Source organism: Ruminiclostridium papyrosolvens C7, from assembly GCF_000421965.1.
Lineage (GTDB): Bacteria > Bacillota > Clostridia > Acetivibrionales > DSM-1351 > Ruminiclostridium > Ruminiclostridium papyrosolvens_A.
Genome location: NZ_ATAY01000007.1, coordinates 25,433 through 51,226 on the forward strand (window position 1 = coordinate 25,433; position 25,794 = coordinate 51,226).

Consider the following 25,794-nt stretch of genomic DNA (forward strand, 5'->3'; position numbering starts at 1 on the left):
TTTTGCTTACTTGAGTAATGATTTTGGACATTCTTTTTGATAATAAGACCAAAACCAGCATGCACCTGCAGAAGCAGTAGCTGCAAATACTCCAATTAGAGATAGAACAGTTAGTACCAGTAATTTAATTTTACCCTTCATGTAATTATCCCACCCCTCTTATTTTTTGTTAATTTATACACTATTGGTGTAATATTAACCGTTGATATTAATGTAATTACTGAAATGATATTTGAGTAAATATTAGGAACTATTAGTGTAATAACAAAGCATATTGCTAATAAAATACTGCCTTTTATCCTTAACTCTCTTTTTCTTTTTTCAGTAACAATTGGTTTTGACACCAGATCTGCAGGTGCGTATAGAAATGTCAAAATTCCTGATATAGTAAACAAAACTATATTTAAGAATTTTATATTAAGAATCTGTGCCAGATATACAGTACCAAATATAAATGAAAAGTGGGTGATTACACATCCGATTTGTGTTTTTGCATGTACTCCTCCTAAATAGGATTTATTAAATGAAAACACTATCACAGCAACTATAGCATACTTTAATTGTCCCAGGAGTAAAGCTGCAATTAACACTGCAAGTAATTTCAAACCATCTGCGAAAGCCATATACAATCCGTAATCAATTTGTTCAGCTTTTTCTTCTGAGATTCCCGGAACATTTAAAACAATCTCACTAGTGATTTTCTTTGTTATATCTTCTAGCACTCAATCACCACCACTTACATTTTACACCATTATATCCTATTTTTCTTTCTTTGTCGATATTTTTTTCTTTATATTAATATGTTTCCAATTGAACAGTAAACGTAATACCTCTCGTTAATAAAAAGCGGATATATTGCATATTATTAAAATTGAGTGCTAATTGTTACATTTATTTACTTATGTATCAATAAATAGCCACTATTTAACTATCAATTCAGCACACTTTTCTTAGACATATGCCATATATCTTCATTTGGAGCATCTGCTGAATAGACTGGCGATCCCGCTAATTCCTGTAACTTTCATGCCTCACCTTCTTTTTACACATTTAACATTTTATGTATTAAGACAATGCTACAACCGTAAATTAATAAAGTCAAGCTGCATTCCTCAGAACACAAAATTGTAGCCTGAAAAGATTTTTTTTGCAGGCTTTATGTTTACGAAACCCCTACTAGTATTTGAACATTGAATATAAAATCATGCGGTTTTGTTGTACCGGTACCTCCTCTTGTTACAATTACACTTCTGTTTGTACCTAACAATATGTATTGAAGGAGCACTTGCTCTAAGTTTCACCCCAAACTTGTTACCCTGCTTGATAATCTCCGGTTCTTCCAGAGTGAGTTCTTCCATCTGAGGCGAGACCATACCATAGCCCTTAACCTTAACTTCATGCAAGGCGTATTCTACCCTGTCGTATTCCTTCTTTACCCTTGCAAGGTCCTTTATAAGGCTTATGAGTTTATGCTCGCCCTCTATTTCCATTCCGGACTCTTCGCTTAAAATTCTATACAAAAGTCCGTCAGCAGCCGATAAATCAATTAAAACAGTACCTTCCCCAAGACTTACCTTATCAACAGCTACTCTTTTAACAAATTCATACTGCTCAAAAGAAGGTAGAGCATCCTTTATTGCACGTATTTTGGTGGCTGCTTTAAAGGTATCCCTTATTGAATTTATAATATCTGCCTTTAACCAATGAGAATCATCCAAAGCTTCAACCCATTTTGGTATATTAATACCTATCTCACAGATCGGAAACTCGTGTAGAACCTTTTCCATAACGGTATCAACATCATCAATTCTCATTTGGAGACAATCCATTGCAATTACGGTTACACCGTACTTTTGCTCCATCTCGTCACGCAACTTCAATGTTTCTGAATCTCTGGGATTTGTTGAATTGATAATCACTACAAAAGGTCTATTTATATCCTTCAGTTCTGTTATCACCCTTCTTTCAGCTTCAACATAATCCTCTCTCGGGATATCAGAAATTGAACCGTCTGTAGTGATTACAATACCTATGGTTGAATGTTCATTGATTACTTTCTTTGTCCCAAGCTCAGCTGCTTCCTCAAAAGGTATCTGATGATCATACCAGGGTGTTGAAACCATTCTCGGGGCATTATTCTCCAAATGTCCCATTGCACCTTTGACCATGTAGCCCACACAGTCAATCATTCTTACTTTAAGCTGCACGTTTTCGTCAATAACTACTTCTACTGCTTCGTTGGGGATAAATTTAGGTTCAGTGGTCATTATAGTTCTTCCGGATGCACTTTGCGGAAGTTCATCTATTGCCCTCTCTTTTTGATATGTGTTCTCTATGTTTGGGATAACCAACAGATCCATGAACCTTTTAATAAAAGTTGATTTTCCCGTCCTGACAGGTCCCACAATTCCTATGTAAATATCCCCTTGAGTTCTTTCAGCTATTTGCTGGTATATGTTGAATTTATCCACCCTTAGAACCCTCCCCTGTATTGTTACACGCCCAATTACGGACTATGTATATTGTCTTTTTCAATATTAAATATATGTCCGAAAACAGTTATTATTACAAAAAAATAAATTTATTGAAAAATGTGTTTATATACTGAAAACATTGAGAGCACTGATATAAAACCCTGCAGCCTATTTTGACAAGACGGGAATTGACATTAACAAACATTCCACGATATAATTTTTTTATAGAAAGGCTGAATCCTCTTAAAATGAGGTACGGAGGAACCAATTTTGGGGCTAATCTGAAAAAGATAATTAGTAAGTGTACATATAATAATCATCTTTGTCTTTTTCGTAGGGCGATCCTATTACCCGAACCCGACAGCTAACTTCGGAAGCCATAAATAGGAGGCTATAATGTTAAAACTAAAGAAAATGATTTCCGGTGCAGCAACCATTGTGTTGTGCCTGGGATTGTTTGCATTTTCATCTTTTGCCGATGAAATTCAGACTGGAACAGTTTCCGCATCTGTTCTGAATCTCCGAAGTGAACCCGGAACAACTTCAAAGGTTATAGGAAGTATGACCCGTGGAGACAAGCTCAGTATTCTTGAAAGCTCAGGTGATTGGTTAAAAGTAAAAACATCAGATGGTGAAACAGGCTGGGCGTTCAGTCAATACGTTGCCCTTTCCAAAGATTCCGATGAAAATACATCGGACAAGCAATCTGAAAACTCTACCGACTTATCAGAGCAGATAGTGAAATTTTCCAAGACTCTATTGGGTACAGAGTATGTTTATGGAGGTACAACTCCTAAGGGCTTTGACTGCTCAGGATTTGTACAGTATGTCTTTAAGCACTTTGATATTTCATTAGAGAGGGTAGCTTCCGGTCAGGCAAATCAGGGTACCCGTATTTCAAGTCAGGACTTGAGTGCAGGTGATTTGGTTTTCTTTGACACGGACGGAGGTCACAACAGTATTAGTCATGTAGGGATATACATTGGCGACGGACAATTTATCCATGCGGCATCAGGAAGTTCTACCCGTAAAGTTATAATTTCTGATATAACTTCCGGATATTATGCAAACAATTTTATGAAAGCAAGACGAGTAATAGTATAATTTTCAAGGCTGCTCTTTTGAGCAGCTTTTTTTTAGCTAAAAAAGGGCTGCCGTTCAATGAAAATTCATTGGATGGCAGCCTTTTATCAACATTTACATTTCTGTTTTTTTATCTCTGGTCATTAATGCCCCTACAGCACTTCTTGGGTCTTTACCTTCAAAAAGTATTTTATATGCTTCTTCAGTTATAGGCATTGAAACACCAAGTTTTTTGGCGAGATCATATGCAGGCTTTGTGGTTGCCACACCTTCAACAACCATATTTACTTCATCCAATGCCTGCTGTACGCTCTTTCCCTGACCAATCAGAATACCTGCTCTTCTGTTTCTGCTATGCATACTTGTACAGGTAACTATCAGGTCTCCTACTCCCGTGAGCCCTGAAAAAGTATCAGCATGTCCTCCCATGGCTGCACCAAGTCTGGATATTTCTGCAATTCCTCTTGTCATAAGAGCAGCCTTAGTATTGTCACCATACCCCAGACCATCTGAAATTCCTGCACATAAGGCAATAATATTTTTAAGAGCTCCTCCCAGTTCAACCCCAACTACATCAGTATTTGTATAAACTCTGAAATTCGGAGTCATAAACAAATCCTGAAGGAACTCAGCAATTTCTATATTTTCGCAAGCAGCTACCACAGTAGTAGGTATATCCCTTCCTATTTCTTCTGCATGGCTTGGTCCTGATAATACTGCTACGTTGTTATCAGGCAACTCCTCTTTCATTATTTCTGAAAGCAATTTACAGGTTTCATTTTCAATTCCCTTTGAACAGGTAACTACAATAGTATTCTTTGAAATAATGCTTGCAAGAGTTTTGCAATTCTGTCTTGTAGTTTGTGAAGGAACAGCCAGCACAACTACCTCCGCTTCTTTGCATGCCTCCGAAATATCGTTTGTAAACTCGACACTTTCAGCTACTTTAACACCAGGCAGTCTTGTAATATGCTCCCTGTTTTTCTTTAACATCTCTATTTCTTCTACCATGGGTGACCACAATCTAACCTTGTTACCGTTCTTAGATAACAATACCGCCATTGCCGTACCCATGCTTCCCGCACCAACAATTGCTATATTTCTATTCATGTTTGCCTCCCTATACCAATAAAGTTATATATACATCAAGCTTTTTTCTTTTCACCGATTTTTGATTCTGTTCCATTCAAAAGTCTTTTAATATTCCCATTATGACGGGCGATTGCCAATAATGACAGTATTGTCGCAAATATAATAAAAATAGGACTGTTCCCTTTTATGGCAGCTCCTATTGGAAAAGCTACGCATGCTAATATTGATCCCAGCGATACATATCTGGTAATGGCTACTATTATAACAAATACACCCAGAAGAATAAGGCCAAGTTTCCAATCCATCATCATTACCACTGAAAATGAAGTAAGAATACCCTTTCCGCCTTTAAATCCAAAGTATACCGGCCAGTTATGCCCTGCTATAGCAGCTATGCCACCAACCATACCTCCTATCCCTGAAATATTATACAAAGTAATTGAATCAGGTATGGACGTAATAATCAAGTTACCAATAATATATGATAAAACTCCTTTAAGAATATCTCCGAATATTACAAGAACCGCTGCGGTTTTTCCAAGTGTTCTCAATGTATTTGTCATTCCGGCATTGCCGCTGCCATGCTTACGTATATCAGTTCCGTAAATTCTCCCCACAACAATGGAAGTATTCAAGCTTCCAAGGAGATATCCGATTATCATAACCAATAAAATCTTTATTGAAAAAAGACCCATCTTTCCCTCCATAAGCCTAACCGGCTGAAAATCATTTAAAGATATAAATCTGCAATCTCTCTACAATACTTAGACTAATCTTCCTTTTCACGCTGTCTATGGATAAATCTTATGGGAGTTCCTTCAAAGCCAAAATTCTTCCTCAGCTGATTTTCCAAATAACGCTCATAGGAATAATGGAACAACTCCAAATCATTGACAAATACAACAAATGAAGGTGGCTTTACGCCCGCCTGAGTCATGTAGTATATTTTCAGTCTTTTACCCTTGTCTGAAGGAGGCTGAACCATAGCAACTGCTTCATTTATAAGATCGTTTAACATTCCTGTAGAAATACGGAAGGCTGCCTGGTCGGCAACAAATTTAATAAGCTCATAAATTTTATTAACCCTTTGTCCGGTTTTAGCGGATATAAAGAGAACCGGTGCATAGGTCATAAATCCCAGCTTCTCATGCACCACTTTCCTGTATTCCTCTAGTGTACCTGTCTCCTTTTCAATTAAATCCCATTTATTTATAACTATAATTGAAGTTTTTCCCTGCTGATGTGCATAGCCGGCAATCTTTGTATCCTGCTCTGTTACGCCGTCTTCGGCATCAATCATAATAAGGCATACATCTGCACGTTCAATAGCAGTCCAAGACCTGATTGTACTGTATTTTTCAATAGTTTCGTTAATTTTGCTTCTTTTTCTTATACCGGCTGTATCAATAAAAGTGTACTTCTGTCCATCCTTTTCCACATGAGTATCGATAGCATCTCTGGTAGTACCCGGAATATTACTTACAATAACCCTGTTTTCACCGAGAATTGAATTTATCAATGAAGATTTTCCTGCATTAGGCTTTCCGACAACGGCTACCTTTATAACATCCTCATCTTCTTCAGCATCAATATCTTCAGGAAAATGCTCAAAAACCGCGTCAAGAAGATCACCCATACCAAGGCCATGTACAGATGAAATTATCTGCATATCACCCATACCCAGGTTATAAAATTCATATACATCAGGAGGCGGGTCACCGACCCTGTCAACCTTGTTTACACATAGAACAACAGGCTTCTGCGATTTTCTCAGCATGGTTGCAACTTCCTTGTCGGTAGCTGTCATACCATCCTTTGCATCAACCATAAAAATAATAACGTCCGCTGTTTCAATGGCAATTTCAGCCTGACGCTTCATTTGCTGCATAATGATATCCTCGGAAAAAGGCTCAATTCCTCCCGTATCTATTAATGTAAACTTTGTGCTTCTCCACTCTATCTCAGTATATATCCTGTCTCTTGTTACACCAGGAGTATCTTCAACAATAGAAATTCTGCTGCCTGCCAGATAATTAAAAAAAGTAGACTTACCAACATTCGGTCTGCCAACGACTGCTACAACAGGTTTACCCAAATACTACACCTCCACGTAAAATTAACAACCAACTTTATTATATTTATATAAAATATCTAAGTTCCAATCAATGCATTTACAAAATCACTGCCTGAGCTATCCACTATTCGTATTGGAATGTCAAGTTCATCTTCAATACGTTCAACAGTATAATCGTCGAGGAAGACATGTTCTCCGGCTCGCAGCATATTCCTGCTTATTAACAATTCCTGCCCCAAATCATGGCCTTTCAGCTGTTTTACAATATCCTGTCCCGTAAGTAATCCGGTAACAGTTACATAGGGACCAAAGAAATCATTTTCTATATCATAAACATTGACTTCCAAACCATTATATACATTTTTTATTTCATCTACCAATTGTAATATATTTTTATATACAAGTCTACCTGTTACCATACTTACCTTTCGGTGGGCAGGCATTATATGCTTTTTCTTATTTTTAAGGGCTTCCTTCACTTCTTGCCTGAGCAATGCCACCATTCCAACACCGTTTTCAATCTGCGGAAAGCCCTCATATTCCTTGTATTTCGGAATAACAATACCCGCATTAATATAAAACTCGTCGGACAGATAAATAACTCTGGAGCCTTTCTCTTGCAATAGTTTATTCTGCCATTTATGTACCTGATTTATAACATTTGCACTGCTTTCCATATCAAATGGCTTTAATTCAAACAGATTTTCCCTATGTCTGCTTATACCTACCGGTACAATTGAAACACTGTTTATAGAAGGATAAAGCTGACACAAATCACCAATAGTTTTATCCAACTCATTTTTATCATTAATATCCCTACACAAAACAATCTGACAGTTAACTTCAATACCGTTATCCGTTAACATTCTTATTTTGTCCATAACATCACCGGCAAACCTGTTTCCAAGCATAAATTTTCTTAAATCAGGGTTAGTCGTATGAACAGAAACATTTATGGGTGACATTCTATAATGAATAATTCTCTCAAGCTCTTCATTTTTTATATTAGTTAGCGTAACATAATTTCCGGTAAGGAAAGAAAGTCTTGAATCATCGTCTTTAAAGTATACTGTTTCTCTCATTCCCTTAGGAAGCTGGTCAATAAAACAGAAAATACACTTGTTGGTGCAGCTCTTAGCTCCATCAATAAGTGAATCCTCGAATTCCAGTCCTAAATCTTCAATTTCATCTTTTTCGACTTCTATCTCCCATATCTCACCGTCAGGCTTTTCAATCTCCAGAAGTAATTCCTCAGAAGCCTGATAATACCTATAATCAAAAATATCCTTTATATTCTGCTTGTTTATGGACAACAGGAAATCTCCTGCCTCAACCCCGGCTTCTTCTGCTATGCTCCCGGACTGAACCATACATATTTTAATTTTGTTGTGCAAGCTATAACACCATCCTACTAATTTTTCATAAACAAGCGAATATTTATCGCTCTATACTATCATTTGCATCTGCTAAAAAAATAATCAATAATTTTTTGTAAAAATCAAAAAGCAGCAAGATATCATCCTGCTGCTTTAATGACATATTATTATTTAGCTTCTACTTTAACTACCTGTTTGCCATCATAATATCCACATTCACCACATACCCTGTGAGGCAGCTTAAAAACATGACACTGTGGGCAGCTTACTAGAGTTGGTGATGCCAGCTTCCACTGGGATCTTCTCTTACCTGTTCTTGCCTTGGACCATCTACGCTTTGGATTTGCCATCAATAACACCTCCCTACTATAATGCAACCATCAAAGTAGAAACCTACTTGAAATAATCTTTAAGTATTTCCATCCTTGGGTCTACTATCTCGCGCTCATCACACTTGCAACTTTTAATATTTAAATTGGTTCCACAAGTCCTGCATAACCCTTTGCAGTTTTCGCTGCATACAATTTTCATGGGCATTGCAAGAATAATGTTGTCTATAAGTGGCTTATCAATGTCAACAACATTACCTTCAAATGTATATGCATCAACATCATCGGATTTTGAAACCTCGACAAAGCTTTCTTCAACCTCAATATCTTCCGTCATGTCTAAATGCTTCAGACACCTGAGGCAGTTTGCACTAAACTCATAATGAAGCTCACCACTTAACTTTAACAGGCCACCTAAATTAACTATGCGCCCTGCAAACCTAAAAGAAGGTTTAAACTCTACTGAAGTATCATACTCCTGTATTCCAGACAGATCATCAACAAAATTGATATCTATCCCTGCTCCTTCAGTTTTAATAATATCAGACACATTTACTCTCATAAGTAACCTCTTGAAAACCGACAACTGATATTATACTAACTAATGCAGCTTTTGTCAATAATTCAATTTCGGTAAAATTATATTATTAATTACATTACTATTGTTACCCTGTTTTTACATATATATTATATCAAAATTACTTTATAAATTTTACTGTTTCTTTTGCAATTGCAAGCTCTTCATTAGTTGGAATTACAAGAGTTCTTACAGTAGCACCTTCAGCAGAAATGTCGATTTCCTGTCCTCTGAGCTTATTCTTTTCTGCATCTATCTTAATACCGAGGAAATCCATATCGCTGACAATCATATTTCTTACTACGGAATTATTTTCACCTACACCAGCTGTAAACACGATTGCATCAACACCGTTCATAACTGCAATATATTCTCCGATGAATTTCTTAACACCGTAACAGAAAATTTGGATTGCAAGTTCAGCTCTGCTGTTTCCTGAATCAGCTGCAGCATGTAAATCTCTGAAGTCACTGCTTACGCCTGATATACCCAGAACGCCTGACTTTTTATTCAAGAGAGTGCTTATACCCTTAACATCCAGGTTTTCCTTTTCCATTAGGAATGTAACAACTTCAGGGTCAATTGTACCACTTCTTGTACCCATTGCAAGTCCCTGCAGAGGTGTAAAACCCATTGAAGTATCAACTGACTTGCCCTTGTTTACTGCACAAATACTTGAACCGTTTCCAAGATGACATGTAATTATCTTTAGTTCATTTAAAGACTTATCAAGCATTGCGGAAGCTCGTTCTGCAACATACTTGTGGGATGTTCCATGGAAACCGTACTTTCTTATACCATATTTTTCATAGAGTTCATATGGTAGTGCATAAAGATATGCATAATCAGGCATGGAGCTGTGAAAAGTAGTATCAAATACAGCTACCATAGGTATATTCGGCATAATCTGCTGGCAAGCCTCTATACCTATTATATTCGGAGGATTGTGAAGCGGAGCTATGTCTATACATTCTCTTACCGCTGCCATAACATTTTCATCTATAACTACTGAACTGTTGAATTTTTCTCCACCATGTACTATTCTGTGTCCCACTGCTGATATTTCGGACATATTCTTTATAACACCAATCTTATTATCTGTCAGTGCACTAATGACAGCCTCTATTGCATCTTTGTGGTTCTTTAATTCCTTATTTAAAACAACCGCCTCTTCAGAACCCCTTGATTGCTTTATAAAGGAATTGTCAATCCCTATTCTGTCACATAATCCCTTTGCAAGAACTGTTTCATTTGTCATATCAATTAATTGATATTTCAATGAAGAACTCCCAGCATTGATAACTAAAACCTTCATTGTTAGTTCATCTCCCCTAATAATAGTTAAACGTATTTTTGTATATTAAGAATTCTGTGCCTGTACACAAGTTATGGCAACAACACCTACTATATCTTCCGCACTGCATCCTCTTGAAAGATCATTAACAGGTTTTGCTATACCTTGTATGATAGGGCCATAGGCCTCTGCCTTTGCAAGTCTTTGTGTAAGCTTGTACGATATATTACCACAGTTAAGGTCAGGGAATATTAATACATTGGCCTTTCCTGCAACACTGCTTCCCGGCGCTTTTGATGCTCCAACGGAAGGAACGATAGCAGCATCTGCCTGCAATTCCCCGTCAAGCTGAAGGTCAGGAGCTTTTTCCTTTGCAAGTTTGGTAGCCTCAATAACCTTTTCTGTTAATACACTCTTTGCGCTTCCATATGTTGAATATGAGAGCATTGCAACAACAGGTTCAGCCTGTACAAGACTCTTGAAAGATTTTGAAGAAGCTATTGCGATTTCCGAAAGCTCTTCTGCATTTGGATTTTCCACAAGTCCGCTGTCTCCGTAAATGAATACTCCATTTTCGCCGTATTCACAGTCAGGTACAACCATTACGAAGAATGCTGATACCAGTTTTGCCCCAGGAGCAGTCTTTAATATTTGAAGAGCCGGCCTTAATGTGTTTGCAGTTGAATTAATTGCTCCTGCAACCATTCCGTCGGCCTCGCCCATTTTTACCATCATAATTCCGAAGTACAAAGGATTTTCAGATAATATTTTCCTTGCCTCTTCAGTAGTCATTCCCTTTGCTTTTCTAAGTTCATACAGGGTATTTACATACTCATCAAATCTTTCAAAGTTTGCAGGATCAACAATTTTTGCCTTTGATATATCCAGGTCACCACCCAGTTTCTTTATATCATCCTTGTTACCCACAAGTACGATATTAGCAATACCTTGCTCCTGAATCATTGCAGCAGCCTTCAAAGTTCTGATATCATTGCTCTCGGGAAGTACTATTGTTTTGATATCTTTTTTTGCTCTGCTTACAATCTGCTCTAAAAAGTTCATGTCTCAAAAGTCCCCTTTCATTGTTACGCAATACTAACAGGGCCATTTTATATTGGCCCAATTAAAATTATCAAACTGAAAGTCTTGTAGATAAGGCAATTCAATTCAACAAATTTCATATTGCACTTTGACCATAATTATATTATTTAAGATTTAGTAAAAATTTATTATTATTACCTGGTTATAATACCTGAAAACAAGTATTTGCACCACTTTTATTATATACAACTTGTTCATTGTATACAAGAAAAAATTTGTTATTAAATTTTGTATTTCAAAACCTTTAAAACTGTTATAAACTTATATTGAGAAAAGCACATGTTTATTGTGCAAATAATTTACAGCAGATACCATTACGAAAGGTAAGGTTAATAACTAATGAAAAAAAAGCTACTCTTATATTCCACATCGTTCTTTTGCGGAATGTCTGTAATGGCAGTAGAACTAAGTGTTTCCAAGCTTCTTGCACCGTACTTCGGGACTTCCCAGATTATATGGACCGTCATTATCGGATTAATCATGATATCACTGAGTGTAGGAAACGTTTTGGGCGGAAGGTCTGCCGACAAGCATAACAGCATGAACAGGCTTTATCTTATTATATGGGCAGCCGCTATATGGATTGCCATAATTCCTTTTGTGGGCAAGTATATCGTTGTAGGTATAATCGGCCTACTTTTTATGTTTCTTCCTCAGAACCTGCTTATTACAGGCTCGGCAATCTCTTGTCTGGTTCTGTTCTCTGTTCCTTTAATTGGACTTGGAATGGTTTCTCCTTATCTGGTGAAGCTGGGTGTTACCGATATTGAAAATACAGGTAAAACTACCGGGAAAATATACGCCATGAATACTATAGGAAGTATTATCGGGACGTTTTTACCTACCTTTGTTACAATACCTACGGTGGGTACAAGTAAAACCTTTCTGATTTTTGCACTTGTTCTAAACGTTATCTGCCTTGCTTATTTTATTATGAGTAAAATTAAAACTGTTAAGACTTCTTTGACATTTATAATAATTTTCGCTTTGCTCTTTATGCCTCTCTCAAACTCATATGCTTTCTGGAGGGACTGCGTTGTAGAAGACGAATCTGTGTACAATTATTTACAGGTAACGGAAGACAAGGATTCCGTATACCTTTCCACTAATGTGGCTTTTGGTGTTCAGTCGGTGTACAAAAAGGACAACAAGCTGTCAGGAATGTATTATGATTATGCACTGGCGGCCCCGCAATTCATAAAGGATTTTAGAAGCGATGACAAGACGGACCTTTTGATACTTGGGAATGGTACCGGTACTTATGCAAAACAATCCAGGATATATTATCCGAATATTAAGACAGATGCCGTTGAGATTGATCCTAAAATTGTTGAGTTATCCAAAAAGTATTTTGATTTGAAGGATGATGAAGCAACCATTTATGAGACGGACGGAAGAACCTTTCTTTCTGATGAAAATTGCGGTATGTACGACGTAATAATGGTTGATGCATATCATGATATAACAATCCCCTTCCACATGGCCACAAAAGAGTTTTTTTCAAAAGTTTCAGAGCATTTGAAGCCCGGTGGTGTAATTATTCTCAATATTAACATGAAGGCAAAAGGTGATAATCCTATAAACCAGTATTTGAGCCAGACTGTCAAGAGTGTTTTTGAAAAGGTTTATACTTGTGAATTAAAAACAAGTACCAATGAATTGCTGTTTGCATCCAATGATACAAATATGGTGAATAATTTATTTGACAATATTAGCAATATGAATACCTCCAACCCTTTAAAGAACGTTTTCCAGTTTGTAATTGAAAATCTGGAGGAGGTTACTGATTCCAGTCATATTTTTACTGATGAAGTGGCACCTGTGGATATATTAGGACAGAAGCTTCTAAATTCCATGGTTCAGGACGAAACTTCTGATTTGAAGGAAATGATTAATTTTAAAGAAAAGGGACTCAAAGGTTTGTTTGACATGCTTAGATAGATAATTCACCTTGACACACATTTATTTAAAATAATATAATATTATAGCGGAAGATTACCTTTCGTCCTACATATGGACGAAAGGTTTTTTAATATGTTTTCTAAAAATTATATAAATTTCAATTGAAAGGAGATTTTTTATGCAAAATGTAAGAACCAGATTTGCACCAAGTCCTACAGGCTATATGCATATAGGAAATTTGAGGACTGCGCTTTATGAATATCTTATTGCAAGAAAATACAATGGTAAATTCATTTTAAGAATAGAAGATACCGATCAGGAACGTTTTGTTGAAGGAGCTGTAGACGTTATATACAAAACCCTCAAGCTTGCCGGAATAAACCACGATGAAGGCCCGGATGTTGGCGGTAATTATGGCCCTTATGTTCAAAGTGAAAGAAGGGGCATGTACCTTGAATATGCTAAAAAGCTTGTTGACCTTGGCGGTGCATACTATTGCTTCTGTACCAAGGAAAGGCTTGCAGAATTAAAGGAGAAACAGGATGCTGAAGGTCATGGTCATAGATATGACCGCTGCTGCCTCACGCTTTCCAAAGAAGAAATTGAAGAAAATCTTAGAAACAACATACCTTATGTTATAAGACAAAAAATGCCGGATACCGGAACAACAAGCTTTGAAGATGCGGTTTACGGTACAATTACCGTTGATAACAGCGAACTTGATGATCAGATTCTTATTAAAACTGACGGACTTCCTACCTATAACTTTGCAAATGTAATTGACGACCATCAGATGGAAATTTCACATGTTGTAAGGGGTAACGAATACCTTTCTTCTACTCCTAAATACAACCTTCTGTATGAAGCTTTTGGATGGGACATTCCTACTTACGTGCATGTTCCTCTTATTCTCAAAGCTTCCGGACAGAAGCTCAGTAAAAGGGCAGGAGACCCCTCATTTGAAGATTTGGTTTCAATGGGCTATCTGGTTGAGGCTATTGTCAACTATGTTGTATTGCTGGGCTGGAGTCCAAGTACAAACCAGGAGATTTACTCTCTAAAGGAACTTGAAGAAGTTTTTGAAATTTCGGGTATCAGTAAAGCTCCTGCAATTTTTGATATTAACAAGCTGACATGGATGAATGGTGAGTATATCAGAAAAATGCCTGTAGAGGAATTCCACAAGCTTGCTCTTCCCTTTTATGAGAAAGCAATAACCAATAAAAATATTGACACACTGAAGCTCAGCAAACTCCTTCAAATAAGAACAGAGATTTTAACAACTATTCCGGATACTATTGATTTTCTTGACCAATTGCCGGATTACGATGTTCAGATGTATGTTCATAAGAAGAGTAAAACATCCCTTGAAAACTCCTTGGAGAATTTAACTGCTGCCTATCCGATTCTGGAAGGTATAAGCGAGTGGAATGCTGACAGTATTCACGAAAAGATTTTTGCACACATAGAAGCTCTTGGAATTAAAAACAGCTTAATGCTTTGGCCTATAAGAACAGCTGTGTCCGGTAAGGCTGTTACACCGGGCGGAGCTATTGAAATTGCAGATATAATCGGAAAAGAAGAAACACTCAAAAGAATCGGTATTGGTATTGAAAAACTAAAGGCGGCTCTGGGGACCAATGCATAAATAATATTAAGTGTAAAGGATTTGATAGTATGAAATATGTTGTGATTCTTGGTGACGGTATGGCCGATTATCCCATGCCTGAACTTGATAACAAAACCCCTCTGCAATATGCAAAAAAACCGACAATTGACATGCTGGCTTCAAAAGGTACCGTAGGACTTGTTCGTACTGTTCCCGAAGGTATTGCCCCCGGCAGTGATGCTGCCAACCTGTCGGTAATGGGCTATAACCCAAAAGTATATTATACAGGTCGTTCACCTCTAGAGGCTGTAAGCATGGGGTTAGAATTGTCACCTACTGATGTTGCCTTAAGATGCAATCTTGTTCATCTGTCCGAAGATGAATCCGAGTATTCGGATAGAACAATGATTGATTACAGTTCAGATGAAATTTCAACAGCTGAATCTAAAGTTCTGATAGAGGCTGTAAATGATGCTCTTAAAACAGAGACCATAAATTTTCACCCCGGAATAAGCTACAGGCATTGCATGGTTTGGAGCAACGGCAGGACAGAACTTGGATGTACTCCTCCCCATGATATTTCGGACAAAAAGATAACAGATTATCTTCCAAAGGAAGATTCAGGGATGCTACTTGATTTAATGAAAAAGAGTTATGAAATCCTAAAAGACCATCCTGTTAATCAGGCAAGAAAAGCACGTGGACTAAGAACTGCAAACTCTATATGGCTTTGGGGTGAAGGTAAGAAACCAGCTTTGTCTTCTTTTCAGGAAAAATACCACAAAACCGGAGCAATGATATCGGCAGTGGATTTACTTAAAGGTATCGGAATCTGTGCGAGGCTTGATTCTATTGATGTGGAAGGCGTTACAGGTAATATTGATACAAATTTTATCGGTAAGGCTAATGCTGCAATTAAGGCCCTTGAAGATGGAAAAGATTTTGTTTATGTACATGTTGAAGCCCCAGACGAATGTGGCCACAGACATGAAATCCAAAATAAGGTCAAGTCCATAGAGTTGTTGGATTCACAGATTGTAAAACCTATACTCGAAGGTATAAGAAAGTTTGAATATCGTGTATTGGTGCTTCCTGACCATCCGACTCCTCTTCGCTTGCGTACTCATACATCTGAACCGGTTCCGTTTATTATTTATGACAGCACCAATGAAATTCAATCACCGGCTAAGAGCTACGATGAGTTTGAAGCAAAAAAATCGGATGTATTCGTAGAGGACGGTTATAGATTAATGGATTTGTTTATAAACGGAAGTTTATAATTAATTAATATTTGCATTAAAAATAACTGCTTGAGGATTTAATAACAAGCAGTTATTTTTTTATGCTAACTATTTTCTATCAGTCTGCTGTTTCCAGTTATTGTAGTTATATTCGATTACTATGCAGCCGTTTTCTGTATCTTCCAAGGTTGCATCTGTTTCAGGGAGCACGTCTTTGCTGTCAAATACTGTTATTTTGTTAACCATTAATTCAATTATGTTTCTGGTAATTCCCTGTGTTTTTATTCTGGTAACAAAATTTTTAATCAGCTGTTCTTTATCCAGCTGCTTTGTTTCTTCTTCCTTTAGCTTCTCTACTTCCTGCCTTATTGTTGAAATACGGGTTTCAAGGTTTTGGTTCATCCTAAAGAACAGCTGTTCCGAAATTCTTTCTTCGAGCCTGTCATTATACAGAATATCCTGCTGCTTTTGTCTTTGGATTATCTGCTGTTCAAATCTTTTTATACTGTGCAAAAGACGTTCCTTCTCTACAAATTCACTGTTATAATTCATGTTAAGGTTATCAATCAATTCGTTATTTGACAGGAGTTCCAGCAGTTCTTTCGTCACTATGTCGATAATACTCTCTTCTGTAACATAGTGGCTTGAGCATGCTTCACAACCTTTTTTGGAATAGGAGCTGCATATATAGCCCACCGGCCTATCTTTTCTGACCCGGACATACATTGCCTTACCACATTTGCCGCAATAGACAAGGTTACTCAGGAGATGTGTTACATTGCGGTTATATCCCTGATTTGACCTTTTTTTAGCTCTCAATTTCTGAACTTCATCAAAATCTTCATTGGATATTATGGGTTCGTGTGTGTTGGTTGTTATTATCCATTTGTCAAAGGGCAGCCTTCTGGTTTTTTTGTTTTTAAAGCTTATTTTTTCACTGACGCCTTGAACCGTGTCTCCGATATATACCCGGTTACATAAGATTCTCTGAACTGCAACCTGATTCCATGGCGTTATAGGTATTTCAGAATTTTTTGATGAGGGCGACGGATATCCTTTTTGGTTAAGCATATTTGCTATGGCAGCATAGCCGTAACCCTTCCTGTATAAACTGAATATTTCCTTTACAACAGGTGCATTTCTACTGTCTATTACCAGCTTATTTTTTTCATTTACGGATTTCACGTACCCGAAGGGTGCGTTGCCTATGTATTCACCCTGTTCAATTTTAAACCTGAGATTGGCTCTTATTTTTTTCGATATGTCTCTAATGTATCGCTCGTTGTATCTTATATCATGGATATAACCGTGTAATGTTGCTTGTGGCAGTTGATTCTTTAGTCCTGTTTTGTGCCTTCTTACTTTTTTCATTGGCTTTATTGGTGAATAATTCTTCCGTAGTCACATATTTACACTGATACCCTGTTATACGGGATAAAACATCTCCAACATTGTTAAGTCTCTTTAACCTTTCTTCAGGAGTAATATCTGGTTTAATTATTACTTTATCCGACATAAATACTCCTCCTTACTACAAGTCTATTTTACATGGTCTGTCCCTTATACATTTTTCAACGTTTTAACAAGAACTCTTTTAGCATAAAATTTTAATACATATTATTTCAATGGAGTATTTAAAATGGTAAAAACCTGTATATATCTGAGAAAATCAAGAGAAGACGAGAGAATGGAAAAGGAACTTGGAAAAGGTGAAACACTTTCAAAGCATAGAGAAGATTTGTTGAGTTTTGCCAGAAAGAAAGACCTTTGTATTGTAAATATTTATGAGGAGCTCGTTACAGGTGAAAGTCTTCTTTACAGACCCGCCATGCTTGAGCTACTAAAGGACGTTGAAGCCGGAGTTTACGATGCTGTACTGGTAATGGATTTACAAAGGCTTGGTCGCGGAGATATGGAAGAACAAGGGATTATTCTTAAAGCCTTTAAAAATACAAATACAAAAATTATAACTCCAGACAAGGAATATGACCTTTCAAATGAGTTTGACGAAGAATATAGTGAATTTGAAGCATTCATGAGCCGCAAGGAATACAAAATGATTAACAAGCGCCTTCAGCGAGGGATTATTCATTCGGTAAACAGCGGCAACTACAATTCTCCCTACCCTCCCTTTGGTTACATAATAAAGCAGGAAAAATTGGGACGTACTTTGGAACCTCATGCTCAGCAGTCAGAAGTATTGAAGTGTATATTTAACTGGTATGTAAATGAATCGGTAGGCAGTCAGATTATTGCACAAAGGCTGAACAGTATGGGACTTAAAACCAATAAAAATAATAACTGGACTTGTCAGGCCGTAACAGCTATTTTAAAAAATCCTGTTTATACGGGAAAAATAGCCTGGAGAAAAACAACAAGCAATCGTCTGCCCAAAAAAAAGAGCAAAAAGACTCAACCAAGGCAGGATTGGATTCTTGCAGAAGGAAAACACCCTGCACTGATTTCAGAAAGTATTTATCAAAAGGCACAAAGTATTCTGAAAAATAACATTAAAACTCACACTAAACAATCATCGGGACTTCAAAATACTTTAGCCGGAATAGTTGTTTGCGGAGTTTGCGGGGCTAAAATGCGTTATAGGCCATATCTTAATTCAGAGCCACATCTTATATGTATTAATAAATGCGGTAATAAAAGCAGTAAGTTTAATTATATAGAGGACTGTGTGCTGTCAAGCCTTAATGAATATCTGAATGAATATACTTTTGAATTATCAGGAGAGCTACAAAATAAAAACAGCAGTCAGGCTGCTCTAAAAAATAGTGCTGTTATGCTTGAAAAGCAGCTAAAGGAAGCTTATTTGCAAAAAGAAAATGTTTATAATCTTTTGGAAAAAGGTGTTTATTCCATAGAGGATTTTAATCAAAGACTTATTTTAGTTAATACCAGAATTGATGAACTCCGCCAATCTATTTCTAACATAGGCAATCTACATAAAAAAACACTTAGTCAAAAACCCGGTAATGCAGAGGTTCAAAGTGGTCTTACTAAGATTATGAAGATATACAAGAATCTAAGAAACGTTGAAGATAAAAATGTTTTACTTAAAAGTGTTTTAGGAAAAGTTGAATACTTCAAAGGTAAGGATTGCAGAAATGATAATTTTATGCTGAGGATATATCCCCTTATTTAGGCATATCATTTTTTCTAAATTGCCAATAAGCATAACAACCGAAAAAACATATTGAATCGGCTGCTATGCTTATTAATTCTTCTTTATTATCTGAAAATCACTATAACCTCAAAGACTTCGTCAGGACCTATGGTGTCGCTTGCTGCACATAATTTTTTATTTTTATCTTTCTGATAGCTTACAAACTTTCCGTTATGTGCCCTTATTGCAACCCTATTCATTCCAAGGCAAATGAAATCGAATGTTTCGTTAATAGTAATGCTTTCATTGTTTGACTTAATTCTTATCATTCCATCATCAGCAACACTGAGCAAATCTCTGGTATGTGTCTGTATGTATGCACCACTTAATGCCGCAGGCACATTAAATATAATATCATGCCTCGTTTCATCATACATACCTGATGTTAATAAGGCATCATTTTCCTCAATACATAAGTATTCACCGTTACTTGTTTTCACAGCTACCCTTGCTCCCATAAATGACATAAATTGTTCCTCCCTTAAAAAAACTATAAATTTTGTATAATTATAGCAAATTTTAAAAGTTTTATCAATTAGCCTTTTTTATGGGAATAGTTATAAATACTGTAGTTCCTTTACCTTCTTCGGACTCAATGGATATGGAACCTCTAAATTGACTTTTAACGGCAATATTTGCAAAATACAGTCCGAGACCTGAGCCATCTTTGCCTTTAGTTGTAACCATTTCATTGAAAATTCGATTCTTTATCTCTGATGGAACTCCCTTTCCGAAATCCTGTATAGTAAATAGAATACCTTCCGGCTTCCTGTCGGCTTCCAAATTTATTACGCCACCCTCGCTATATGCCTGTGTCGCATTTATTACTGCGTTGCCCAGAATTTGAGTCAATGAAGAAATGTCTCCTTCTATACAAGTATCCTCATTAACATTTAAAATGTTGTTTAAACTGCAATTTGACTTTTTTAACTCAAAATCCAACAGCAATGCAATCTTTGAAAATAGTTCTCCTACAGTAAAGCTTCTATTCTGGTTTCCAATCATACTGGCCGCCTGTTCTTTAACTGCGGTAATTATGTCTGACATATAAACAAGGTAATTTTTGATTGAGTCCTCCCACTTTCTCATATCTGATACAATATCCAGATATTCAGAGTATTCTCCATTACTATTCATATCAGTTATTAGGTTCTCTATCTTTCGGGTATGGTTTTTAAGAGCAAGAATACCTCCTGATGATGACATCAGCGGAGATTTCATATTATGTGAAATACCACCTATAAGATTATGCAACGAAACCAATCTGGCCTTTTCAATCATTTGTTTTGCGTTCTCTTCCATGAGCTTTATTACCTGCATATGCTCTGTCATATCATGGAATAATATAAGTATCGCAATATATTGTTCATGCGCATATACATGTATAATTTCAATTTCAAAGTAACGCTGGACATTATTTATTATAAATTCCTGCTCAAACTTAGTATTTTGGTGTGTTACTCCCTTGTTTGCAGTAATTTGGGATATTTGATTTTTGAGATTATTAAAACTATCATCCTGCATGACTTTGTAAAAATCATTCTCATTTTGCTTTATTATTGAGCCAAACTCAGTTTTGAAGTTTTTGTTCATTTCCAGAATGTTGTTTTTATAGTCTATAACTACAAATGAATCACTTATGTAGTCTACAATGCTCCTTATTGCAATAGGAAGTGTATCAAGAAACCTATATTTTCTTATTGCAACTGATAAGCACACCGTTGTAAAGCAATAGCTCAATGTGTGTATACTATCAGGCAATGAAATAGGAAGATTTGAAAAATAGTTTAGATATACCACATAATCCACTGCTATAGGCATAATTATACCTGAAACAACAAGGAGTATTTGTCTTGTAAGACAGTTTGTGTATTTCAGACTGAAATATATAAGGTATAAAACCGCAAAAGTCGCATAAATCAACTGCCAGGTACAATGAACATAGTAATAGCTTCCGAATACCATTGTCTTAGCATCTGCCGAAATTTCCTTTATAAAAAGCTTATGAAAACTATTGGTAACAAGCATAATAGTACTTGTAACAGGCGGTATGCAAATTAATATATACGTTGCAATAGAACTGATTTTGTTCTTTACAAGGAGTATGCAAAGTATAATGAGAGTTGCCGGGAGAAAGAATACACATATTGAACCTGCAAAGTATATGTTACATATCCTATAACCGGTAATAGTGTCAATTACAATATTTGACAATGCAAGTATCGTCCACATAAAGAGTATTAAAATATTCAAGGCACAGATACGATGCAGCTGCCTTGAATATTTTATACTTTTTATTCTGATCAGGAGTACTAAATGTACTCCTGCAGAAAATAAATAGATTAGGATTTTTGTTATTGTTTCAAGCATAAAAGCATACCTCTATTTTTTTGCCAGATTAGGGGTATCTCCAAAATTAGCCTTGTAGCAAAGTAAATAGTCTGTTGTTACCCTAAAAAGTTCTGCGAGTTTTTTAATATTTTCCCCTGTAGGCTCAGTTTGATTGGTTTCCCAGTTAGCTATGGCCGTACGACCTACTCCTAAAACTTTACCCAGATCTTCCTGACTGATGTTATGGATTCTTCTCAGCCTTTTTAGACGAATACCAAAGCTTCCTTCTTTTCTTGAATGTTCTACAGATTTTCTTGCTGATTCAATCATAATTAGTATTTCTTCAAAATTTGCTGACTTTTCGCAATACATTTGAATATCAAGATTTTTGAGTGTTTCCAAACCCGGAGCTTCTTCAGCCCTTCCTGTAAGAAGCATAATATACAGCTCATCATCTGTTTTTCTTATCTTTTCGGTTATTTGTTTTCCATTCATGGAATCAATAAAATAGTCTAAAATCAAGAGGTCGTAATTATTTTCCCTTATTGCATCAGTGCCTTCCTTTGAAGTCACAAACCCATCAACCATATATTCGGACGAAAGATTTGCTTTTATTGCATCAATAACTCCCTGTTCATCATCAATAATAATTATTTTGAATTGTTCTTCCATATCGGCCTCCTCATCGCCATACTTTATTTAATTATTATACCGTATTCTGACATTTTACCAACTAAAAATATAGAAAAATCTTCTTTAATAATTCAAATAATAATACAAATTAGTTTTTTAAGCAATCATTTTTTCATTATTTATGACATTTATTATACTATATTTTAAAACAAATTGTATATCATAAATGTCACTTATATTACGCTTTACTGTTTAAAGTATGCTAAAATTGCATGGAAAATACTTCTTGACATGTCATATTTAATGACATATAATTAGCTCAACAAATGATATCATTTATGACAATTTAACCGATATCGAAAGGAGAGTTTAAAATGACACAAGCTTTAACACCATCCCCATCGGATTGTAATGTAAAAATTGTTATTTACGTTGATACTGCCAAAGCGAGGACAGGTTCAACCCAAGGAATCTATATGGTAGATAACAGGGCTCCTAAAAGCTATAGCGAGGGTACCGCTAATCTGGATACATACTGCAATACTAACGACTACATATGCTGGAGAATTTTACCTATTGATCCCGACACTCACGATACAGTTGCAATTACAAGCTTCGACCAATCACTTGCGTGGGGATACGGAGGAAACCCAAAGGCTTCAGACAACACAAACACAGTTTGGGTAGGAAGAGCAGAAAATCAGGGGAACAATCAGACACCAATCAATATAATTATCACTGAAAGCAATAAAAACCCTGTAACATTAAAAATCAATCCCGTTCTTAATGTTAACGGATAATATTTTTTAAATAAAGGAGGTCACAAAAAATGACTGAAACTATTGTTTTAAAAGCCCAAATAAGAGCGCAAACCAAAATAGTAATAACAGTAGATACTTCAAGAGTTCTCAGCGGAGATACAAGAGGAATATTCATGATAGACAATCGCGCTGAAGTCGGAAGTGGTAATGAAGGCACTCTGGAACTTAGCACTAAATGCTTTGCGGGAGATTATGTCTCATGGCTGGTTAACCCTATTGATCCTGATACCCAGGACACAGTGTCCATAGCAGGATTCCAGGTCTCAAGCGGAAATGTTTTCGGCGGCGAAGGAACTCCTCAGCCTGCATCAGATGACAATACATATTGGATGGGCCGTGCATTCAATCAGGGAACCTCGACATATCAAATCAAGCTTCTTATAAACGGTACACACGTTATACAATGGGACCCTTTTATAACTGCTGTATAACCTCTACTTAATAAGAAATCTACTCTGTGGAATCCGATGCTTCTTCTCCTGATGGATTATCTCTAAAACATGTTGCATTTTATACATTAGGGGCTGATGGAGAGACACAGAATATGTATGGGTATTATTATTTGAATCCAACTATTACTGTGAAGTAGGGTTTTTGAGTTGAGTACGTGAAGTAAGCCCCCCCGGCTAAGCCGGGGGGGCTTTTTGGGAGTAATACATGATATCAAGCAATATGTACCATAACTACACCGCCGGCAGTGCCGGCGTGTAGTTGTTTTGGTATTAGGTGGTCAAAAAGGCACTTTAGTTTTGGCATGTGTGGTCGCATAATCTATTCATACACTGTACATTAATATTCAGATGGTACAACTAGGCCAACTAGTGTATTGTGTTTTATAGTGGTTATTCGTGTTACCTTCACCTTTTAGACTGTAAAACCAATATTTTAATGCCATCTTCAACTATTTTGATAAGATGTTTTCTCTAATTTTGTTAATTGGTTGCAAATTATTTTCCTTTAACCACGGTTCCAGAACTTTAATTTACTGATTTATTTCATCTACTTGTATTTCCTTACATAGTACAGTTAGCCATGGGTTAGTATAATTAGTTGTAAATATTTCAATACAATTCAAATTTTTATTCTCTATATTTGATTTTCTAAAACTAACAATTGTAAACCAGCTAAGAATATAAGTTTGTACCTCTGAATCAGACATTTCAATAAGGTTCTGAGTCATAAGAAAGTCTACTTTTAAGCAACTCTTGAATGTTACCTTCAACATTCTTGTTTCTTTAAAACCTTCTTGAATATCCCAATAATAATCAATGTATAAAGCCAAATCAATTAAGTTATCTTCCCACTTTACGGCAGTTATGATACTATCTGTAAAATCAAGTTTCTGAAAAACTTCATCAATATTTTTTGCTATCATTTTCTCACCTACTTTTTTATTTTAAATTCAAAGTGTGTTAAATTACGCATTTCTTTTTTTGCAGCATTACTTGGGAATGAGCCATCAGAATCTAAGTAATTGCCACCCTTATTCTGAACTCTAAAGTAAGGATTACCATTGGTAGGTGATTCTTGTACACGAACTTTAATACCAGTATTTGTGTCAGTTAATATAGTCGCCGGACCGCTTTTCCCGCCACCAGGTTCAATAGTCTTTTTCCACCCTGAGTCTTCTAATTCTTTTATAAACTCACTCGGCGACTTCGTATTAGCAATATCCTTAAAATTAGTATTCATTACACTACATATTACATATGCTAGCTTTGCTTGCTCAATAACGTCTCTTTTCTCTTCTAAAGCTTCACTACTTGATCCTGTAGTCCTTGTTATAATTTCACCTAAAATACTACCTCCAAAAATCCCATCAATAACTTCATCTGCAATAAGATTTAATACTTCATCAACGGGGGAATCATTAATATCTATTCTTGCTAATCTTATTATTTTTAATATTGAATCCCTAGCCGATTGCGATGAAGCCTGATACCATTGTAGAGTTAAATCTGCTAATTTATTCTGCGATGAGTTACTTAGCCATTTATCTTTTTCAGCATCATACAAATACTCTGGTATTATAACTTCACTTTTCCCCGTCCCATTAACAGTACTCCCATTATTTGTTACTTTGGGACTAGGACTGGAACTTACCTGAGGTTTAGTCTGAGGTTTTGCCTGTGTTGTTGATTTCTTAACCCCAGCAGTAACAGTGTTCATTGTAGCTTTAATAGCTTGATTTTTATAATTACTTGGGACATATGGACTTTCAGTCATTTTTAATCCATTTATAGCATTCTGCGTCGACTCCTTTTTATACGTGTTACTGATTTTCAGCCAATCACTGGCTGAAACATAACCGTCCTTTTTTAATTGTTGCTCATACAACATGCCAACTTCAGAATTTTGAGGCGTCGTTGCAATATTAGCAGAGCAATTTCTTATAGCTGCCGCTTGTGCTGCACACGCTTTCTTTAATTCAGGGTCACTTGTTGTAACATAAATATCTGTCAGCTGAGATATTGCAATTCTAGCACTCTGAATTAAATTTTTATCACTTTCCTGCCAATGTCCCGACGGATCGCTGTATGTAATTGGATTGTTAACGCAGTAACTATACAAATTCAAACTCAACGGATCATTGGGGTCGCCCGTATAAGTATCCTCACTCAGGAATCTGGCTGTTTTGCTGTCATAGTAGCGGGCATTCAGATAGTAGAGGTCTGTTTCCTT

At 36.3% G+C, this 25,794-nt stretch carries 25 protein-coding genes and 1 riboswitch; of the genes, 7 read left to right on the forward strand and 18 right to left on the reverse strand.

The genetic code is table 11. The features are described 5' to 3' along the window. Positions 1-6 precede the first annotated feature (6 nt). From L323_RS40700 to spoIVA, 3 genes are all read right to left on the reverse strand, one after another. Positions 7-141: an AgrD family cyclic lactone autoinducer peptide gene (locus L323_RS40700; RefSeq protein WP_014314060.1), complete on the reverse strand. Its 135-nt coding sequence runs from the start codon at positions 139-141 to the stop codon at positions 7-9. After that, a complete protein-coding gene (locus L323_RS22530) occupies positions 138-722 on the reverse strand; it encodes an accessory gene regulator ArgB-like protein (RefSeq protein WP_020813899.1) in 585 nt (194 codons plus the stop codon). Before L323_RS22530 ends, L323_RS40700 begins: the two co-directional genes overlap by 4 nt. A 480-nt stretch (positions 723-1,202) precedes the next feature. Then, complete coding sequence (spoIVA, locus tag L323_RS22535) at positions 1,203-2,471, reverse strand: stage IV sporulation protein A (protein WP_020813900.1); 1,269 nt, start codon at positions 2,469-2,471, stop codon at positions 1,203-1,205. A gap of 224 nt (positions 2,472-2,695) precedes the next feature. Continuing rightward, positions 2,696-2,868: riboswitch (cyclic di-AMP (ydaO/yuaA leader) on the forward strand. Between the two features lie 2 nt (positions 2,869-2,870). Between spoIVA and L323_RS22540 the strand changes: the two genes are divergently transcribed. Continuing rightward, positions 2,871-3,578, forward strand: a complete 708-nt coding sequence (locus L323_RS22540) for a C40 family peptidase (RefSeq protein ID WP_020813901.1) — start codon at positions 2,871-2,873, stop codon at positions 3,576-3,578. 93 nt (positions 3,579-3,671) lie between these two features. Here the strand turns inward: L323_RS22540 and L323_RS22545 are convergent, their stop codons facing one another. The 8 genes from L323_RS22545 to pta all read right to left on the reverse strand — a co-directional run bounded on the left by L323_RS22545 (position 3,672) and on the right by pta (position 11,361). Beyond that, a complete protein-coding gene (locus L323_RS22545) occupies positions 3,672-4,667 on the reverse strand; it encodes an NAD(P)H-dependent glycerol-3-phosphate dehydrogenase (protein ID WP_020813902.1) in 996 nt (331 codons plus the stop codon). 35 nt (positions 4,668-4,702) lie between these two features. After that, positions 4,703-5,344, reverse strand: coding sequence for a glycerol-3-phosphate 1-O-acyltransferase PlsY (plsY, locus tag L323_RS22550; RefSeq protein ID WP_020813903.1), 642 nt, complete (start codon positions 5,342-5,344; stop codon positions 4,703-4,705). Between the two features lie 74 nt (positions 5,345-5,418). Next, positions 5,419-6,744, reverse strand: coding sequence for a ribosome biogenesis GTPase Der (gene der / locus L323_RS22555; protein WP_020813904.1), 1,326 nt, complete (start codon positions 6,742-6,744; stop codon positions 5,419-5,421). Between the two features lie 56 nt (positions 6,745-6,800). Beyond that, complete coding sequence (locus L323_RS22560; protein ID WP_020813905.1) at positions 6,801-8,117, reverse strand: DUF512 domain-containing protein; 1,317 nt, start codon at positions 8,115-8,117, stop codon at positions 6,801-6,803. A 149-nt stretch (positions 8,118-8,266) separates the two neighbouring features. Further along, positions 8,267-8,449 (reverse strand): 50S ribosomal protein L32, encoded by a 183-nt coding sequence (rpmF, locus tag L323_RS22565; protein WP_004622625.1) that lies wholly within the window; start codon positions 8,447-8,449, stop codon positions 8,267-8,269. Between the two features lie 43 nt (positions 8,450-8,492). Beyond that, positions 8,493-8,990: a YceD family protein gene (locus tag L323_RS22570; RefSeq protein ID WP_020813906.1), complete on the reverse strand. Its 498-nt coding sequence runs from the start codon at positions 8,988-8,990 to the stop codon at positions 8,493-8,495. 136 nt (positions 8,991-9,126) lie between these two features. Next, positions 9,127-10,320 carry an acetate/propionate family kinase gene (locus L323_RS22575; protein ID WP_020813907.1) on the reverse strand — a complete coding sequence of 398 codons (1,194 nt, stop codon included), beginning with the start codon at positions 10,318-10,320 and terminating at the stop codon, positions 9,127-9,129. Between the two features lie 45 nt (positions 10,321-10,365). Continuing rightward, complete coding sequence (gene pta, locus L323_RS22580) at positions 10,366-11,361, reverse strand: phosphate acetyltransferase (RefSeq protein ID WP_020813908.1); 996 nt, start codon at positions 11,359-11,361, stop codon at positions 10,366-10,368. A gap of 432 nt (positions 11,362-11,793) precedes the next feature. On the opposite strand from pta, the gene L323_RS22585 reads away from it, so the two are divergent. The 3 genes from L323_RS22585 to L323_RS22595 all read left to right on the forward strand — a co-directional run bounded on the left by L323_RS22585 (position 11,794) and on the right by L323_RS22595 (position 16,191). Next, positions 11,794-13,341, forward strand: coding sequence for a spermidine synthase (locus L323_RS22585; RefSeq protein ID WP_242835219.1), 1,548 nt, complete (start codon positions 11,794-11,796; stop codon positions 13,339-13,341). 139 nt (positions 13,342-13,480) lie between these two features. Further along, positions 13,481-14,950: a glutamate--tRNA ligase gene (gene gltX / locus L323_RS22590; protein ID WP_020813910.1), complete on the forward strand. Its 1,470-nt coding sequence runs from the start codon at positions 13,481-13,483 to the stop codon at positions 14,948-14,950. 29 nt (positions 14,951-14,979) lie between these two features. Then, a complete protein-coding gene (locus L323_RS22595; protein ID WP_020813911.1) occupies positions 14,980-16,191 on the forward strand; it encodes a cofactor-independent phosphoglycerate mutase in 1,212 nt (403 codons plus the stop codon). Between the two features lie 69 nt (positions 16,192-16,260). On the opposite strand, the gene L323_RS22600 is transcribed toward L323_RS22595, so the two are convergent. Next, positions 16,261-17,523 (reverse strand): recombinase family protein, encoded by a 1,263-nt coding sequence (locus tag L323_RS22600; RefSeq protein ID WP_081665685.1) that lies wholly within the window; start codon positions 17,521-17,523, stop codon positions 16,261-16,263. Further along, a complete protein-coding gene (locus L323_RS22605) occupies positions 17,447-17,668 on the reverse strand; it encodes a hypothetical protein (protein WP_020813913.1) in 222 nt (73 codons plus the stop codon). Before L323_RS22605 ends, L323_RS22600 begins: the two co-directional genes overlap by 77 nt. A 123-nt stretch (positions 17,669-17,791) precedes the next feature. On the opposite strand from L323_RS22605, the gene L323_RS22610 reads away from it, so the two are divergent. After that, entirely contained in the window at positions 17,792-19,306 is a 1,515-nt protein-coding gene (locus tag L323_RS22610; protein ID WP_020813914.1) for a recombinase family protein, read from the forward strand. A gap of 86 nt (positions 19,307-19,392) precedes the next feature. On the opposite strand, the gene L323_RS22615 is transcribed toward L323_RS22610, so the two are convergent. The 3 genes from L323_RS22615 to L323_RS22625 form a co-directional block, all read right to left on the reverse strand. Further along, positions 19,393-19,794, reverse strand: a complete 402-nt coding sequence (locus tag L323_RS22615; protein WP_020813915.1) for a fascin domain-containing protein — start codon at positions 19,792-19,794, stop codon at positions 19,393-19,395. Positions 19,795-19,858: 64 nt separating this feature from the next. Continuing rightward, entirely contained in the window at positions 19,859-21,697 is a 1,839-nt protein-coding gene (locus L323_RS22620) for a sensor histidine kinase (protein WP_020813916.1), read from the reverse strand. A gap of 12 nt (positions 21,698-21,709) precedes the next feature. Next, positions 21,710-22,330 (reverse strand): helix-turn-helix domain-containing protein, encoded by a 621-nt coding sequence (locus tag L323_RS22625; protein ID WP_020813917.1) that lies wholly within the window; start codon positions 22,328-22,330, stop codon positions 21,710-21,712. Between the two features lie 335 nt (positions 22,331-22,665). Between L323_RS22625 and L323_RS22630 the strand changes: the two genes are divergently transcribed. Beyond that, positions 22,666-23,091: an AidA/PixA family protein gene (locus L323_RS22630; RefSeq protein WP_020813918.1), complete on the forward strand. Its 426-nt coding sequence runs from the start codon at positions 22,666-22,668 to the stop codon at positions 23,089-23,091. A 29-nt stretch (positions 23,092-23,120) separates the two neighbouring features. Then, positions 23,121-23,543 carry a hypothetical protein gene (locus tag L323_RS22635; RefSeq protein WP_020813919.1) on the forward strand — a complete coding sequence of 141 codons (423 nt, stop codon included), beginning with the start codon at positions 23,121-23,123 and terminating at the stop codon, positions 23,541-23,543. 551 nt (positions 23,544-24,094) lie between these two features. On the opposite strand, the gene L323_RS22640 is transcribed toward L323_RS22635, so the two are convergent. Together L323_RS22640 and L323_RS41555 are read right to left on the reverse strand one after the other, a co-directional pair. Beyond that, positions 24,095-24,487, reverse strand: a complete 393-nt coding sequence (locus tag L323_RS22640; RefSeq protein WP_020813920.1) for a hypothetical protein — start codon at positions 24,485-24,487, stop codon at positions 24,095-24,097. Positions 24,488-24,495: 8 nt separating this feature from the next. After that, positions 24,496-25,794, reverse strand: a 1,299-nt coding sequence (locus L323_RS41555; RefSeq protein ID WP_031341721.1) for an RHS repeat-associated core domain-containing protein, incomplete at its 5' end; no start/stop codon positions are given.

Coding starts and splice junctions, on each gene's coding strand:
- L323_RS40700 (WP_014314060.1), bottom strand. CDS start 141: ATGAAGGGTAAAATTAAATTACTGGTACTAACTGTTCTATCTCTAATT.
- L323_RS22540 (WP_020813901.1), top strand. CDS start 2,871: ATGTTAAAACTAAAGAAAATGATTTCCGGTGCAGCAACCATTGTGTTG.
- L323_RS22545 (WP_020813902.1), bottom strand. CDS start 4,667: ATGAATAGAAATATAGCAATTGTTGGTGCGGGAAGCATGGGTACGGCA.
- plsY (WP_020813903.1), bottom strand. CDS start 5,344: ATGGGTCTTTTTTCAATAAAGATTTTATTGGTTATGATAATCGGATAT.
- rpmF (WP_004622625.1), bottom strand. CDS start 8,449: ATGGCAAATCCAAAGCGTAGATGGTCCAAGGCAAGAACAGGTAAGAGA.
- L323_RS22570 (WP_020813906.1), bottom strand. CDS start 8,990: ATGAGAGTAAATGTGTCTGATATTATTAAAACTGAAGGAGCAGGGATA.
- L323_RS22575 (WP_020813907.1), bottom strand. CDS start 10,320: ATGAAGGTTTTAGTTATCAATGCTGGGAGTTCTTCATTGAAATATCAA.
- pta (WP_020813908.1), bottom strand. CDS start 11,361: ATGAACTTTTTAGAGCAGATTGTAAGCAGAGCAAAAAAAGATATCAAA.
- L323_RS22585 (WP_242835219.1), top strand. CDS start 11,794: ATGGCAGTAGAACTAAGTGTTTCCAAGCTTCTTGCACCGTACTTCGGG.
- gltX (WP_020813910.1), top strand. CDS start 13,481: ATGCAAAATGTAAGAACCAGATTTGCACCAAGTCCTACAGGCTATATG.
- L323_RS22595 (WP_020813911.1), top strand. CDS start 14,980: ATGAAATATGTTGTGATTCTTGGTGACGGTATGGCCGATTATCCCATG.
- L323_RS22600 (WP_081665685.1), bottom strand. CDS start 17,523: ATGAAAAAAGTAAGAAGGCACAAAACAGGACTAAAGAATCAACTGCCA.
- L323_RS22605 (WP_020813913.1), bottom strand. CDS start 17,668: ATGTCGGATAAAGTAATAATTAAACCAGATATTACTCCTGAAGAAAGG.
- L323_RS22610 (WP_020813914.1), top strand. CDS start 17,792: ATGGTAAAAACCTGTATATATCTGAGAAAATCAAGAGAAGACGAGAGA.
- L323_RS22615 (WP_020813915.1), bottom strand. CDS start 19,794: ATGTCATTTATGGGAGCAAGGGTAGCTGTGAAAACAAGTAACGGTGAA.
- L323_RS22620 (WP_020813916.1), bottom strand. CDS start 21,697: ATGCTTGAAACAATAACAAAAATCCTAATCTATTTATTTTCTGCAGGA.
- L323_RS22625 (WP_020813917.1), bottom strand. CDS start 22,330: ATGGAAGAACAATTCAAAATAATTATTATTGATGATGAACAGGGAGTT.
- L323_RS22630 (WP_020813918.1), top strand. CDS start 22,666: ATGACACAAGCTTTAACACCATCCCCATCGGATTGTAATGTAAAAATT.
- L323_RS22635 (WP_020813919.1), top strand. CDS start 23,121: ATGACTGAAACTATTGTTTTAAAAGCCCAAATAAGAGCGCAAACCAAA.
- L323_RS22640 (WP_020813920.1), bottom strand. CDS start 24,487: ATGATAGCAAAAAATATTGATGAAGTTTTTCAGAAACTTGATTTTACA.